Source organism: Paenibacillus silagei (genome assembly GCF_017874735.1).
Taxonomy (GTDB): domain Bacteria; phylum Bacillota; class Bacilli; order Paenibacillales; family Paenibacillaceae; genus Paenibacillus_AQ; species Paenibacillus_AQ silagei.
Genome location: NZ_JAGGLV010000039.1, coordinates 1 through 14,500, shown reverse-complemented (window position 1 = coordinate 14,500; position 14,500 = coordinate 1). Strand labels below are relative to the sequence as shown.

The 14,500-nt window shown below is 53.1% G+C and carries 13 protein-coding genes; 8 read left to right on the top strand and 5 right to left on the bottom strand.

Going from position 1 to position 14,500, the window contains the following annotated elements; genetic code table 11:
- The first annotated feature begins 118 nt into the window (after nucleotides 1–118).
- The 4 genes from J2Z70_RS31770 (at nucleotide 119) to J2Z70_RS31755 (ending at nucleotide 4,007) form a co-directional block, all read left to right on the top strand.
- On the top strand, nucleotides 119–379 hold the full coding sequence (locus J2Z70_RS31770) for a stage V sporulation protein S (RefSeq protein ID WP_019910496.1): 261 nt from the start codon (nucleotides 119–121) through the stop codon (nucleotides 377–379).
- A 156-nt stretch (nucleotides 380–535) separates the two neighbouring features.
- Nucleotides 536–1,498 (top strand): dipeptidase, encoded by a 963-nt coding sequence (locus J2Z70_RS31765; protein WP_209879579.1) that lies wholly within the window; start codon nucleotides 536–538, stop codon nucleotides 1,496–1,498.
- A gap of 185 nt (nucleotides 1,499–1,683) precedes the next feature.
- Entirely contained in the window at nucleotides 1,684–2,256 is a 573-nt protein-coding gene (gene pduL / locus J2Z70_RS31760; RefSeq protein WP_036692683.1) for a phosphate propanoyltransferase, read from the top strand.
- 221 nt (nucleotides 2,257–2,477) lie between these two features.
- A complete protein-coding gene (locus J2Z70_RS31755) occupies nucleotides 2,478–4,007 on the top strand; it encodes a DEAD/DEAH box helicase (protein WP_209879576.1) in 1,530 nt (509 codons plus the stop codon).
- A gap of 209 nt (nucleotides 4,008–4,216) precedes the next feature.
- Here J2Z70_RS31755 and dapA read toward each other — a convergent pair whose 3' ends face one another.
- Nucleotides 4,217–5,122 carry a 4-hydroxy-tetrahydrodipicolinate synthase gene (gene dapA / locus J2Z70_RS31750; protein WP_209879573.1) on the bottom strand — a complete coding sequence of 302 codons (906 nt, stop codon included), beginning with the start codon at nucleotides 5,120–5,122 and terminating at the stop codon, nucleotides 4,217–4,219.
- 119 nt (nucleotides 5,123–5,241) lie between these two features.
- Here dapA and J2Z70_RS31745 point away from each other — a divergent pair, with 119 nt between their 5' ends.
- On the top strand, nucleotides 5,242–6,138 hold the full coding sequence (locus J2Z70_RS31745) for a LysR family transcriptional regulator (protein WP_209879570.1): 897 nt from the start codon (nucleotides 5,242–5,244) through the stop codon (nucleotides 6,136–6,138).
- Nucleotides 6,139–6,298: 160 nt separating this feature from the next.
- Here J2Z70_RS31745 and J2Z70_RS31740 read toward each other — a convergent pair whose 3' ends face one another.
- Together J2Z70_RS31740 and J2Z70_RS31735 are read right to left on the bottom strand one after the other, a co-directional pair.
- Nucleotides 6,299–6,697 (bottom strand): hypothetical protein, encoded by a 399-nt coding sequence (locus J2Z70_RS31740; RefSeq protein WP_209879567.1) that lies wholly within the window; start codon nucleotides 6,695–6,697, stop codon nucleotides 6,299–6,301.
- Between the two features lie 260 nt (nucleotides 6,698–6,957).
- Nucleotides 6,958–7,416, bottom strand: coding sequence for an AraC family transcriptional regulator (locus J2Z70_RS31735; protein WP_342593075.1), 459 nt, complete (start codon nucleotides 7,414–7,416; stop codon nucleotides 6,958–6,960).
- A 229-nt stretch (nucleotides 7,417–7,645) separates the two neighbouring features.
- Between J2Z70_RS31735 and htpG the strand changes: the two genes are divergently transcribed.
- Nucleotides 7,646–9,529: a molecular chaperone HtpG gene (gene htpG, locus J2Z70_RS31730; RefSeq protein ID WP_036724793.1), complete on the top strand. Its 1,884-nt coding sequence runs from the start codon at nucleotides 7,646–7,648 to the stop codon at nucleotides 9,527–9,529.
- A gap of 198 nt (nucleotides 9,530–9,727) precedes the next feature.
- Here the strand turns inward: htpG and J2Z70_RS31725 are convergent, their stop codons facing one another.
- Nucleotides 9,728–10,597 carry a LysR family transcriptional regulator gene (locus tag J2Z70_RS31725; protein ID WP_209879564.1) on the bottom strand — a complete coding sequence of 290 codons (870 nt, stop codon included), beginning with the start codon at nucleotides 10,595–10,597 and terminating at the stop codon, nucleotides 9,728–9,730.
- Between the two features lie 161 nt (nucleotides 10,598–10,758).
- Between J2Z70_RS31725 and J2Z70_RS31720 the strand changes: the two genes are divergently transcribed.
- Nucleotides 10,759–12,498: an ABC transporter ATP-binding protein gene (locus tag J2Z70_RS31720; protein ID WP_209879561.1), complete on the top strand. Its 1,740-nt coding sequence runs from the start codon at nucleotides 10,759–10,761 to the stop codon at nucleotides 12,496–12,498.
- Nucleotides 12,495–14,234 (top strand): ABC transporter ATP-binding protein, encoded by a 1,740-nt coding sequence (locus J2Z70_RS31715; RefSeq protein WP_209879558.1) that lies wholly within the window; start codon nucleotides 12,495–12,497, stop codon nucleotides 14,232–14,234. Before J2Z70_RS31720 ends, J2Z70_RS31715 begins: the two co-directional genes overlap by 4 nt.
- Nucleotides 14,235–14,247: 13 nt before the next feature.
- Here J2Z70_RS31715 and J2Z70_RS31710 read toward each other — a convergent pair.
- The coding region (locus tag J2Z70_RS31710; protein ID WP_209879555.1) for a hypothetical protein at nucleotides 14,248–14,500 on the bottom strand (253 nt) is incomplete at its 5' end.

Below are 14,500 nucleotides of genomic sequence, written 5' to 3'. Positions count from 1 at the left end.
TTTTGAACTATTTTCTCCGGAGAGGTCCGCAAAAAGAAGGAATTAATTCTTCTGAAGCGAATAACATCTACTGTAGTGGAAGAAGAACACCATCATTTTCCCAGGGGAGGTACTTACTATGGATGTATTAAAAGTATCAGCTAAATCCAATCCAAATTCCGTTGCTGGCGCATTAGCAGGTGTTCTTCGCGAACGTGGATCGGCCGAGCTACAAGCTATTGGAGCAGGAGCACTGAACCAGGCCGTGAAGGCCGTTGCCATCGCCCGGGGATTTGTCGCACCTAGCGGAGTGGACTTGATCTGTATTCCGGCTTTTACGGATATAGTGATTGATGGGGAAGACCGGACGGCAATCAAACTTATTGTAGAACCTAGATAACTCAAGTGAATCATTTAGATTAGGCCTGTTTACATTGTAAACAGGCTTTTTGCTGTGCTGACTGCCGCTTCAGTTAGGTGCATATACATGAAATAGACGCTGGGCTGTCAACGGTTCATTTGGATATTCAGGTGAAGAAAGAAGGAGAGCTGACCTATGGTGGGAAACAGGAGGCTGAAGGTGGCGGATTTTCATTGTGATGCTCTGAGTAAGCTGCGGGCGAATCCAGGGATAGACTTCAAGAATGATCCCCGGCTGGATGTGACCGCAGAGCGGCTGACAGAGGGAAATGTCGGACTGCAGGTTTTTGCCATCTATTTGTCTGCGGTGCGCGGAAGGGCAAAGTTCGAGGATATTCTGGGGCAAATCGAGTGCTTCCATCAAAAGGTTACCGGTCCTGGAGGGCTGCAGTGGCTGAGGTGGAAGGAAGAAGCGCAGGAAGGCAGCTTCACTGCACCAGCCTATGGAATGCTCTCTCTGGAGGGCGTGGACGGTCTGGAGGGCAATCTGTTCTATGCCCAGTTATGCTTCGAGCTGGGTGTGCGTTGCCTGGGGATTACCTGGAACTATGCCAACTGGGCGGCGGACGGTGTGCTGGAGCGGCGGAACGGCGGTTTCACTGAGCATGGCCGGAAGCTGATCGACTGGTGCAACGGGAGCGGCATGCTGCTGGATGTGTCGCATTTGGCTCCGGCAGGCTTCTGGGAGCTGCTGGAGCTCAGTACCCGTCCCTTCATTGCTTCGCATTCAAATTGCGCAGCGGTCTGCAGTCATCCCCGCAACCTGAGTGATGAGCAGCTGAAGGCACTGATTGCCAAGGACGGGCGAATCGGGCTTACCTTTGTCCCCTGGTTCGTGCGGGATGAAGGAGCAGCCCGGAGGGAGGATATGCTGAGGCATATTGAGCATGTCTGTGGTCTTGGCGGGAGCGGACAGCTGATGTTCGGCTCGGATTTTGACGGAATTGAAGCGTGGGTAGAAGGGCTGGAGCATCCGGGGCAATATGCGGAGTTCGCCGAGATGCTGCTGAAATACTATCCCGAAGCTGATGTACGGGGCTGGCTGTATGAGAATGCGCTGGGGTTCTTGAGGGAGCAGCTGCCTTCTTCCGGAGGTTAACCCTCTTTTCTCACCAGGAAGTGACTATGAATTGGAAAAACCAGGATGAAGCATTCACAGAATCGTAATATGCCCGGAAAAAAGCCTCGCATTGTGATGCGGGTCTTTTTATTTTCAGGTAATTAGAGGTATAATGTTCAGTGGCTTGTACAGATACTAGAGAAAATACAAGGAGTGACTTAAAAATGAGCAAGACTGTACCCGTAGGTGTGTCGGCCCGGCATATTCACCTTACGCAGGAGCACGTAGAAGCATTGTTTGGCCCAGGTTATCAATTGACCGAGTTCAAACCGCTGTCCCAACCCGGACAATTCGCAGCGAATGAGCAAGTGGCTGTCATTGGTTCGAAAGGGAAGTTCGACAAAGTAAGAATCCTCGGACCTGCCCGTCCGGCTTCGCAGCTGGAAGTATCCCGCACAGACTCCTTCAGCCTCGGCGTGAAGGCACCTGTCCGTGAATCCGGCAATATTGAAGGAACACCAGGAATTACGATTAAAGGACCTGCCGGTGAAGTTGAGCTGGAGACTGGTGTTATTGTAGCAGCGCGCCACATCCACTTCCATACTTCCGAAGCAGAAGCTTGGGGTATTGCCGATAAGCAGCTCCTGAAGGTACGTCTGGGCGGCGAACGCGGCCTGGTGCTGGAGAACGTGATTGCACGCGTATCCGACAGCTTCAAGCTGGACATGCACATCGATACCGATGAAGCTAACGCTGCGGGTGCCAATAATGGCGATACCGCTGAAATCCTAGACTAGTATTTTATAATAGGTAAGACAAGAGCAGGGGACCCTTCCTCTGCTTTTTTTATTGTAGATTTTTTTGAAAAGAAAGAAATGAAAGTTTTCATATTCGCTTTTATGTGTTATCATTATGTGTTATGACTTTGCTGAGCGCTATGTGGAGACGCCGCAAAAGGAATATACAGTAATGGAATTAAGGATTCACCAATATATGTATGCACAATGAAGGAGATAAAATGACATTTAACGATTTGAACCTGATCCCCCCGATTCTTAAGGCGCTTAGCCTGGAAAACTATACATCCCCGACCCCGATCCAGGAAGAGTCTATTCCTGCGGCATTAGCCGGCAGAGACATCCTGGGCTGTGCACAGACAGGTACCGGTAAAACGGCGGCCTTCTCGTTGCCGATTATTCAGCTGCTGAGCCAGCAGCCGGGCAGAACCGGCGGAGGCAAGCGCATCCGTTCCCTGATTCTTACGCCTACCCGTGAGCTGGCGCTGCAAATTCAAGAGAACATTCAGGCTTACAGCAAGTTCACAACCATCCGTTCGACAGCCATTGTCGGTGGAGTATCACAGAAGGCACAGGAGCGGGCGCTTGCAATCGGTGCCGACATTCTGATTGCTACTCCGGGCCGTCTAATCGACCTGATCAGCCAAAAGCGTGTGGATCTGCAGCATGTGCAGATTCTCGTGCTGGATGAAGCGGACCGCATGCTGGACATGGGCTTCATTCATGATGTGAAGCGGATTATCGCCAAGATGCCGCTCAAGATGCAGACGTTGTTCTTCTCAGCCACTATGCCTGCGGAGATTTCGCAGCTGGTAAAGACACTGCTTGTCAATCCGGTGAAAATCGAAATTACTCCGGTATCCTCCACGGTAGACAGAATTGAGCAGTCGATCTATCTGCTGGAGAACGGAAATAAGCAGAATCAGCTGAACCGTCTGCTGCAGGACCCGTCGATTGTATCGGCACTGGTATTCACACGCACCAAACGCGGCGCGGACCGGGTAACCCGGGATTTAACCCGCATTAATATTACAGCACAGGCCATTCACGGGAACAAATCACAGAATGAGCGCCAGAATGCGCTGAGAAATTTCAAGAGCGGAGCGACACGCGTACTGGTAGCTACAGACATCGCTGCGCGCGGAATTGATATTGATGAGCTGTCCCATGTCATCAACTTCAACCTGCCGAATATCCCGGAAACCTATGTTCACCGTATTGGCCGGACCGGCCGTGCGGGGATGAGCGGCATCGCCATCTCGCTATGCGAAGCGGAGGAAATTCCGTATCTGAAGGATATCCAGAAGCTGATTGGCAAGACGATTCCGGAGATCAAGGAGCATGCGTATCCGATGTCTAAGAGCAATCTGGCATTGCTGGCAGACCGTCCCGGCAAAGCGCCGGTCAAACCGTCGCAGAAAGCCAAGACGAATCCGCCCCGCAAGCCGAAGTCGGAATGGTTCGCGCAAGGCAAACAGCAGAGCGGCGGCAACACAGGTGGCGCTAAAGGCGCTTCTGGAAGCGGTCAAGCAGGCAGTGGAGCTAGAAGCGCATCGGGCAGCAGTTATGCTGGCGGTGGAGCGAGAGGTGCTTCGGGGGGCCAGGCTAATGCCAACGGGCGTCCAGCCGGCAGCCAGAGCCAGAAATCGTCCAGCGGTTCATACGGCCGTTCAAACCCTTCGGGCAGCAGACCTGGCGGTCAGAGCGGACGTCCGTCCAGCCGTCCAGCGGCTAAAGCGGGCCGCTCGTAATTCGATTTTGTAACGTGCAGTAATGCTTGACCTTATCCAAGTGGAAACGGCTTCGCCGTCCTTTTAAAGGACGGTACCGTTTCAGCGAGAAATACAAGGATCATTTATAGCGTGAAACTAAATTCTTATATTTTAACAAAAAACACCCGCCATTCTCAGTATCTCACTGAAAATGGCGGGTGTTTGTCTGCTCCATGGCCTCTTAACGGTTATATCGCTTCTTGTCTGCCGCTGACAGCTTCCTCTGCAAGGTAGGCGCCCAGCTCCTCGCGCAGCGCGGTGCTAATGGAAGTCATTGGCAAGCGGAGCGTGTCTGAGGAGAGCTCTCCGAGTTCGCTGAGCAGCCATTTGATCGGGGCCGGGTTGGACTCCTTGAACAGCAGCTTCATCAGCGGCACTAGCTGATCATACGCAGCCTGTGCAGCCTCAATCTGACCGGCTCTGTACTGCTCGTAGATGCTTAGGAAGCGGCCTGTATGTACATTGGCTGAGGCCAGCATACCTCCGGCGGCCCCGTAGCCCAGCATGTCGAAGAAATGCAGATCGTCGCCGCAGAGCACGGGCTTGCTGCCGCTCTTGGACAGCTCGGAAACGAGCAGGGGGGAGCCGGAGCAGTCTTTTAACCCTACGACATTGTTCATCTCCAGGATCGTACGGGCGGTGTCCAGCGTCATGCCGACTCCAGTGCGGCCCGGGATATCGTAAGCCATAATGGGCAGACCCACCTCTGCCGCCTTGCGGAAATGAGCGATGATGCCTTCCTGGGACGGACGGCTGTAATAAGGGACAACCACCAGGGCGGCATCGGCACCTGCGTTCGCCGCCAGCTCAGTACGGGCCACGGTAGAGTAGGTATCATTTGTACCTGTGCCCACCACGAGCGGGATAGAGCTGGACTTCAGAAGTTCCCGTGAGGTATCTACGAGAGACTGTAATTCCTGTATATTGACTGTCGGCGATTCTCCAGTGGTTCCATTGACGACCAGACCATGAATATTGTTCTTGATGATGTTGCTCACATAACGCTGATACGATTCCAGATCAAGCTCACCAGCAGCATGGAACGGGGTGACCACGGGAACATAAATTCCATAAATCTGTTCTTCTGTTAACATGAATATCGTCCTCCAAAAATGTAAAATCCGTTTGTTCTACTGTACCATGGATTATTGCATCGTTGTTAGCTATAATAAATGATGTGGGTTATCAATAATATTGATGTTAGGGTGAGACGATGGATTTAACGTATATGCGGACCTTCCGCGAAGTGGCCAAGCGGCAGAGCTTCACGCGTGCGGCTGAAGAGCTGGGCTATGCACAGTCCAGCGTCACGACGCAGATACAGAAGATTGAGAAGGAATACGGCGTGCCGCTTATCGAACGGCATGGCCGCGCCTTGCGCCTGACACCGCCGGGAGAGGAGCTGCTTAAGCTATTCGTGGAGATTCTGGATCTCTATGACCGCTCTAAGGAAACGATCGCCCAGCAGATCGGCGGAACGCTTACGATTGGAACGATTGATTCACTTGCAGCCTTCTATTTGCCGCCGTTCCTGCAGCAGCTGCGGACGATGTTCCCTGGTCTGAATATTCATTTGCAGACTGAGCAGGAGGCCAATCTGATCTCTAAAATCAGGGACGGAGAGGTTGATATCGGTCTTCTGCTGGACCGCAGCACGGTGGATAGCGCGCTTACGCGAACGATTATCCGCGATGAGCCGCTTGTCCTTGTGGCACCAGCCAGCCATCCGCTGGCCCGGCTGGAGCAGGTGACCCTCCAGGATCTGAACAACTGCGAGCTGATTGTCTCAGAGGAGAGCTGCATTTACCGCAGCCTGTTCGAGAACCTGCTCCGGGACCACGGGATCGTGTTTCGGATTGGTTTTGAGCTGTCGAATCTGGAGGCGATTAAGCGATGTGTGCGCAATGGCCTGGGCATAGCGCTGCTGCCGCGGATTGTGGCGGAGGAGGAGATCGAGCGGGGGAACCTGTCCGAGCTGTCTTTTGCCCACCCGGAGATTCATTTCGATCTGCAACTGCTGCTGCATCCGAAGAAGTGGAAGTCCCTGCCGCTCCAGTCGCTGATTCAGATGCTGCTTGAGGATGCCAAGGCGAAGACTGTTGCGCTGTAAAAGTAACGTATTATATAGAAGAGCACTGCCGGCCACCCTCAAGAAGGGCGCGGCAGTGCTCTTGTTCGTTGTTAAGGAATCAACAAATCCGTCTATTGTGAATAAGTAGCGCGATAGAACGGGGTATAGATGCTATTGGAATGCTCCGTACGCCGCATGCTTAAATGTGAGTCCAGGATGTAAGCGAAAAACCGAACACTTTGGGCAGTGAGGAGGCGCCCGGTCCAAATGTAGGTGAAAAACCGAATACATTGGGCAGGCGCGAGGCGTGAGGTCCAAATGTAGGCGGAAATCCGAACAAATTGGGCAGTGCGGAGGTGCGGGGACCAAATGTATGCGGAAATCCGAACACATTGGGCAGTGCGGAGGTGCGGGGACCAAATGTAGGCGAAAATCCGAACACAATCGGTGCTGCTGTGATTTGGGATGGGCCTAATGCTCCGCAGTCCGTAACATTGTAGAGAAATCCTGCAAAATGTGCAGTAATACGGCCCAATAGAAACGACTGATGCTGAAATCCTGCATAAAATGCAACAAAGCCAACGCTAACTTGCTCCAAGCACCGGAATTCCTGCAATTGATGCAACAATGTACAATAGCCAGTAACATTTTTAGAGAAATCCTGCAAAATGTGCAACAATGCTGCTACCCAAGCAAGCGGTCGGTGAGAGAAGACGCTCTAAATTGGTGAGAGATGGGCGGAGCACCGCCCGCGTCCACCCCAAGCGCTCACACTGATCCTGCTCCAAAATAAAGGCTGTCCCAAGTAGCTATATCATGGATTTCGGGACTTCCGCTTTTCAAAGCGCCTTCCTGCCCTTATTCAAATACAGGAAAACAAAGCTCACAAAGATGCCTGCTGACCATGTCTTCCGTGTATCTCTCCATAACCGGCCGCCCGGGATCAAGCTTATGGCCGCTGTGTGACAACGCCGGGAGAATCTCGGCCCATGCCTGACCGACAGCTTCAGCCGTATGCTGGAGGGTTACCACTGCGTAGGCTCCGCCGGGAAGCTCGCCGTAAGGTACTGAGGCCTCTTCGGGAGGATTCTCAGTCAGGCTGATGCAGGCATCATATCGGCAAAGCTCCGGCTTTGTAGTTGCAGGGTTGTCCTGCGGAATGCCGAACAGCACCGCCGAGCCTTGAAGCAAGCCTTGTTCCCGCGCCCACTGCTTCAATTGTTCCATCGCCTGAGCGTTGCCGGGGCCGTAGGGGCCTGTCTGCCGTACATAAGCTATACGTGTTGCCGGAATGCTTTCGAGCTGAATGTTCATCATTAATCATTATCCTTTCTGTGGTTAAGTGGTCAAATGAAGTACAACCCGAATGCTAACATGGACTAAAATAGAATGCATTTCTTTTTTTGTGGGCTTCCTAGGCGGCAAGATGTTGACATCAAAAACTAGAATATGGTATATAAAAGGGAGTGTTAGCACTCAAGTGAGTGGAGTGCTAAACGATGCTCCGCAATCCGAAGGTTACTTTTGAAAGGAGATTTATTTATTCATGGCTAAAAAAGAGTTTAAAGCTGAATCCAAAAGACTGCTGGAAATGATGATTAACTCCATTTATACGCAGCGCGAGATTTTTCTGCGGGAGCTGATCTCCAATGCAAGTGATGCCATCGATAAAATCTATTACAAGGCACTGGCCGATGATAGTCTGGTGTTCAATAAAGAGGACTACTACATTAAAGTAAGCGCCAACAAGGATAGCCGCACGTTAACCATTGCCGACACCGGCATCGGGATGACGCAGGAAGAGCTGGAGAACAATCTGGGGATTATCGCGAACAGCGGCTCGTTTGCTTTTAAGAAGGATAATGAAGCCAAGGACGGACACAATATCATCGGACAATTCGGGGTCGGATTCTATTCCGCATTCATGGTGGCTGACGATGTGACCGTAATCAGTAAGGCGCTGGGCAGCGAGCAGGCGTTCAAATGGGAATCCCAGGGTGCGGACGGCTACACGATTGAGCCTTGTGAGAAGGATACGGTCGGTACCGAAATTACGCTGAAGATCAAAGAGAACACCGAGGACGATAACTACGACGAATTCCTGGAAGAATACCGTCTGAAATCAATCATCAAGAAGTATTCGGACTTTATCCGCTTCCCGATCAAGATGGACATTACCAGCAAACAGCCTAAGGAAGATGCTGAGAATGAATTCATCGATGTCACCGAAGAGCAGACGGTCAACAGCATGGTGCCGATCTGGCGCAAGAACAAGAAAGAGCTGACCGAAGAAGATTACAACAACTTCTATGCAGAGAAGCGTTACGGGTTCGACAAGCCGCTGAAGCACATTCACATCAGTGCGGACGGCGCAGTGGTCTACAACGCGATTCTGTTCATTCCGGAGAATACTCCGTTTGACTACTATACCAAGGAATATGAAAAAGGCCTGGAGCTCTACTCCAACGGCGTGCTGATTATGAACAAATGCGCCGATCTGCTGCCGGATTACTTCAGCTTCGTCAAGGGGATGGTCGATTCCGAGGATCTGTCGCTCAATATCTCCCGTGAGATGCTGCAGCATGACCGCCAGCTGACGATGATTGCTAAGAACATTAAGAGCAAGATCAAGAGCCAGCTCCTGAGCCTGCTGAAGGATGAGCGCGAGCAGTATGAGACGTTCTACAAGTCTTTTGGCAGACAGCTGAAGTTCGGGGTCTATAACGACTACGGTATGGAAAAAGAAACACTGCAGGACCTCCTGATGTTCCACTCCTCCAAGGAGAAGAAGCTGGTCACGCTGGCTGAATATGTAGAGAGAATGCCGGAAGACCAGAAATATATCTACTACGCTTCGGGTGAATCGGTAGAGCGCATTGAGAAGCTGCCGCAGACCGAAATGGTGCTGGACAAGGGCTATGAGATTCTCTACTTCACCGATGATATCGATGAATTCGCAATCAAGATGATCATGGCTTATAAGGAGAAGGAGTTCAGAAATGTCTCCAGCGGCGACTTGGGGATTGAAGAGAGTGCCGAGGATAAGCCATCCGAAGAGGAAGAGAATGAGAACAAGGGATTGTTCGAAGCCATGCAGGGCATTCTGTCCGGCAAAGTGAAGGCGGTCAAAGCCTCCAAGCGGCTGAAATCCCATCCGGTCTGCCTGTCCACCGAAGGCGAGCTGACAATCGAGATGGAGAAAATCCTCAAGGCCATGCCTAACGGCGGCCAGGATGTGCAAGCGGACAAGGTGCTGGAAATCAACATTCACCATGATGTCTTCAAGTCTCTGAAAGCGGCTGCCGAAGGCGACAAGGAGAAGCTGGGACTGTACACCAACCTCTTGTATAACCAGGCGCTGCTGATCGAAGGACTGCAGGTTAATGATCCGGTGCAGTTCACGAACGATATTTGTAAAATCATGGTCTAACACCGGCGCTGCCGCCGGGCTGTTGACCTTGACTGATTAAAAGACCCCGCGACTGGCTGCTTAGGCCGGCGCGGGGTCTTTTTGGAAAGAATTTATATGTTTTGTGGGATTATTTAGTGCATATATGGAAAGCGTCCTACGGCAGGATGACCGGCACAGATAATGGACATCCTCCAGAAGGGAAGGGCCTGAACGTATTCACAGTGACTTGAAGGTCTCGATGAACTTGGTAGCCAGGGACGACAAATATTTATCCTTCATCCATACGGCGGCCACGCGGGTGCGCAGGGTCTCGCAAAGGATCTCTTTGTAGATCAGGTTGCTGTGATTGGCCAGCTCAAACGCCGACTTGGGTACAATTCCGATCCCGAGTCCCGCATTGGCCCAGAGCAGCGTGGTCCGCGCATCATCATTCATACAGAAGATCTGCGGCTCGAAGCCGTGCTCCAGGCAGGTCTCGCGGATGAGCTGCTCGAAGCGGCGGTAGATAATCAGCGGTTTGTCCTGCAGCTCGCCAAGCTGAGCAGCACTCTGGCTAGGGGCCCAGTCATAATCAGCGGCCATCACCGCGATCATCGGCTCCGAATGGAAATACAGGCATTCCAGATTGCTGGTGTTGAACGGGGTGCGGATAATGCCCACCTCAACAATGCCCTTGTTCAACAAGTCGATAATCATGAACGTATTGCCTTCATGAATCTCAAAGGTTACGCCCGAATAGCGCTTATGAAACGCTGCCAGCGGCTCGTGCAGCAGGGTAGCGCCTGATGAAGAGACCGTTCCAATGGTAAGGCTCCCCTTCAGTCCTTTGGCATAGTCGCTGATCTCCCGGGCGGTGGAGTCCGTTAACTCCAGAATCTGCTGGGCCCGGTTACGCAGAATGATTCCGGCATCCGTCAGCTGGATGCTGCGCGGTCCGCGCTCCACCAGCTTGACTCCGAGCTCCTCCTCCAGCAGCTTGAGCTGCTGGCTGAGCGGGGGCTGGGCCATCTGCAGCTTCCTGGCTGCGGATGTAATTTGTCCTTCCTCGGCAATCGCCAGGAAATACTTTAATTGGCGGATATCCATGGTTGAGCCTCCATTTGTAAGGGTTATGACATACGTTATCCATATGGGATGGATACGAAACCAATATTATGAATATGTAAGCGGGTATGACATAATCATAACGGGTCTTTTATTTTTTTCAAGAAGGATTACATACTACGCTAAGTTAGGTGAGGATGAATGTGCACAAAATTGCAGTATTCTTAAAACCGTACAAGAAAGAAGTGACAATTGGGCCGATTTTCAAGCTGCTGGAGGCGATTCTCGAGCTGCTGCTGCCAACGATCGTAGCCCTGATCATCAACAACGGAATTGGCAAGCAGGATAGCAGCTACGTCTACCGGATGGGGTCCCTGATGGTGCTGATGGCTATTCTGGGCTTCGCCTGCTCCATGGTATGTCAATATTATGCGGCGCGGGCCTCACAGGGGTTCGGCACCACGCTGCGCAACAAAATGTTCAAGCACATCTCTTCGCTGTCGTATGCCGAGCTGGATGTCATCGGCACGCCTTCGCTGATCAACCGGATCACTAACGACGTTAACCAGCTGCAGGTGGCAGTAGCTATGCTCATCCGGCTGGTCATCCGTGCGCCATTCATCTGTATCGGGGCTATTATTATGGCGATGATTCTGGATTTCCGTCTGTCGCTGATCCTGATTGCCGCTACTCCGGTATTCGGAGTCATTCTGTACTTCATTATTACGCGCAGCTCGCCAATGTACCGCGAATATCAGGCGAAGCTGGACCGTCTGGCGCTGGTGCTCAGCGAGAATCTCTCAGGCATCCGGGTGATCCGGGCCTTCGCCGAGAGCCGCCGCGAGAAGCAGCGCTTCAATGAAGCCTCTGAGGATCTGACGCAGACGGCCATCCGTGTCGGACGGATCTCTGCTTGGCTGGGACCGATGACGACACTGGTAGTGAACGCGGCGATTATTGCCATTCTATGGGCAGGCGGCCTTCATATTGAAGCCGGGAGTCTGTCGCAGGGTGAGATTATTGCATTCATTAACTATGTAACCCAGATCCTGCTGGCCCTGATCGTAGTCTCCAATCTGGTCATTCTGTTCACCAAGGCCTCGTCGTCTGCGAATCGCATCAATGAGGTGCTGGCGATGACAGCTTCGGTTGTTGAAGTGCCTGCTCATGCACCTGCTGCGAAGCGGGACGGAGCAGCGCCGGTGATTTCCTTCCGCAATGTCTCTTTCGGCTATAACACGACCGGTGAGCTGGCCCTGGAAAATATCTCTGTAAATATCCTCAAGGGGCAGACGGTAGGATTAATCGGCAGTACCGGCTCGGGCAAGAGCACCTTCGTGAATCTGATTCCGCGCTTCTACGACGCTGTGGAAGGGGAGGTTAGGGTCGAGGGTGTAAACGTACGGGACTACCGCCTGGAGCAGCTGCGCAGCAGAATAGGCATCGTGCCGCAGAAGGCGGTGCTGTTCACCGGCACGATTGCTGAGAATATCCGCTGGGGGAAGGCGTCTGCTACCCGGGACGAGATCATGGCTGCAGCGGCGGTTGCCCAGGCAGAGGAGTTCATCACCCGGCTGCCGGAAGGGCTGGATACGCTGGTGGCACGCGGCGGGCATAACCTGTCCGGTGGCCAAAAGCAGCGCCTGACCATTGCCCGCGCTGTCGTCGGACGTCCGCCGATTCTCATCCTGGATGATTCCTCCAGTGCGCTGGACTTCGCTACGGATGCGGCACTGCGCCGCGCACTAAGCAAGAACAGTACAGATATGACCGTACTGCTTGTATCCCAGCGGGTGAGCACAGTAAGGCAGGCTGATCAGATTATCGTCTTCGATGAAGGCCGGATCGCCGGAATCGGTACGCATGAAGAACTGCTGGAGAGCTGCGCAGTCTATCAGGAAATCTGCATGTCACAGCTCTCAAGTGAGGAGGCTTTACAATGACCAGTACAATGACCTGGAAACGTCTGTTTCAATATACCCGTGAGTACCGGAAAATAACGTATGGAGCTATCTTCTGCGCCATCCTGAGCGTGGTTGCCAGCCTGATCGGGCCGCTCCTGATTGGCCGCGCCATCGACCATATGATCGGACCGGACCGGGTGGAGTTCCCGGAAATTCTGCGCCTGCTGCTGATTCTGGGCAGTGTATATCTGGTCGGCAGCTTCTTCGGCTGGCTGCTCACTTATTATACGAATAAGCTGGCGTTCCGCACGGTCTATGACCTGCGCCGCGAGCTGTTTGACAAGCTGGACGCCCTGCCGCTGAAGTTCCATGATAACCATCCCCAGGGCGACAGCATCAGCCGGTTCGTGAACGACATGGATGCCGTCTCTGACGGACTGCTGCAGGGCTTCTCTACGCTGTTGACGGGGATCGTAACCATTGCCGGGGCCATCGGGCTGATGCTCTACATCAGCCCGATAATGACACTGGTGGTGCTGCTGTCTGCCCCGGCAACCTTCTTCGTTGCCCGCTTCATTACGATGCGCTCCCAGCAGCTGTTCCGTGAGCAGGCCAAGATTCTCGGGGGGCTGAACGGCTATGTTGAGGAAATCGTCGGCGGGCAGAAGGTGGTGCAGGCTTATCATTACGAGGACCGCTCCTTTGCAGGCTTTGCGGAGCGGAATAATGAGCTGTACAAGACAGGGACGAAATCGCAGTTCTATGGCTCGCTCTCGAACCCGACTACGCGGCTGGTTAATAATATCACCTTCTCGCTGATTGCGATGATCGGAAGTGTGCTTGTTATCGGAGACCTGTTCTCCGTAGGGGATCTGTCCAGCTTCCTGATCTATTCCAGTCTGTTCGCGAAGCCGTTCAATGAGATAACCGGCGTGATCACACAGCTGCAGTCCGCCACAGCTTCGGCGCAGCGGATCTTCACCATTCTGGATCTCCCGCAGGAAGCGCCGGACCAGCCGGATGCGTATGTGATGGAGAACAGCCGGGGGACGATCACCTTCGACAAGGTAAGCTTCGCTTATACACCGGAGCGCCCGCTGATTAAGGACTTCAGCCTGGAGGTGAAGCCGGGCACACGCGTGGCGATTGTCGGCCAGACCGGGGCGGGCAAGACCACGCTGGTCAACCTTCTGATGCGCTTCTATGAAGTGGACAGCGGAACGATCCGGATTGACGGAGTAGATATTACCTCCATCACCCGCGACAGTCTGCGGCGCAATTTCGGCATGGTGCTGCAGGAGACCTGGCTGTACGGGGCTTCCATCCGCGACAACATTGCTTACGGCAAGCCGGAGGCCTCCGAAGCAGAGGTGATTGCGGCCGCCAAGGCCGCGAATGCGCACAGCTTCATCAAGCGCCTCCCCGAAGGCTATGACACCAGGATCAGCACCTCGGGAGATAATCTCTCCCAGGGCCAGAAGCAGCTCCTCACCATTGCCCGCGTCATGCTGGTTGATCCGCCGATGCTCATTCTGGATGAGGCGACCAGCAGCATTGATACGCTGACAGAGGCGCGGATACAGAAGGCCTTCCTGGCGATGATCACCGGGCGGACCAGCTTCGTCATTGCCCACCGGCTGTCCACGATCCGCGAGGCGGACCTCATCCTGTTCATGAAGGATGGAGATATCGTGGAGAGTGGAACGCATGACGGGCTGCTGGAGAGCGGAGGCTACTACGCCCGCTTGTACAACAGCCAGTTTACGGCGGTGTAGGAATACGGTTAATTTAAATAGCTGCGGCAGCACTTCTCCGGAAGTGCGCCGCAGCTATTTTTATTGTATGCGAAAAACCGAACACATTGGGCTGGCGCGGATGCATGTGGCCAAATGCAGGTGAAAAACCGAACAAATTGTGCTGTATCGAGTTCCATGGGCCAAATGTAGGCGAAAAACAGGCATGACAAGACAGAGGCCTTGTCACCCCCAGGAATGAAAATAAGTGGGTGGCATCCGTCGCATCCATTCTAAATGAGGCTGGA

Coding starts and splice junctions, on each gene's coding strand:
- J2Z70_RS31770 (WP_019910496.1), top strand. CDS start 119: ATGGATGTATTAAAAGTATCAGCTAAATCCAATCCAAATTCCGTTGCT.
- J2Z70_RS31765 (WP_209879579.1), top strand. CDS start 536: ATGGTGGGAAACAGGAGGCTGAAGGTGGCGGATTTTCATTGTGATGCT.
- pduL (WP_036692683.1), top strand. CDS start 1,684: ATGAGCAAGACTGTACCCGTAGGTGTGTCGGCCCGGCATATTCACCTT.
- J2Z70_RS31755 (WP_209879576.1), top strand. CDS start 2,478: ATGACATTTAACGATTTGAACCTGATCCCCCCGATTCTTAAGGCGCTT.
- dapA (WP_209879573.1), bottom strand. CDS start 5,122: ATGTTAACAGAAGAACAGATTTATGGAATTTATGTTCCCGTGGTCACC.
- J2Z70_RS31745 (WP_209879570.1), top strand. CDS start 5,242: ATGGATTTAACGTATATGCGGACCTTCCGCGAAGTGGCCAAGCGGCAG.
- J2Z70_RS31735 (WP_342593075.1), bottom strand. CDS start 7,416: ATGATGAACATTCAGCTCGAAAGCATTCCGGCAACACGTATAGCTTAT.
- htpG (WP_036724793.1), top strand. CDS start 7,646: ATGGCTAAAAAAGAGTTTAAAGCTGAATCCAAAAGACTGCTGGAAATG.
- J2Z70_RS31725 (WP_209879564.1), bottom strand. CDS start 10,597: ATGGATATCCGCCAATTAAAGTATTTCCTGGCGATTGCCGAGGAAGGA.
- J2Z70_RS31715 (WP_209879558.1), top strand. CDS start 12,495: ATGACCAGTACAATGACCTGGAAACGTCTGTTTCAATATACCCGTGAG.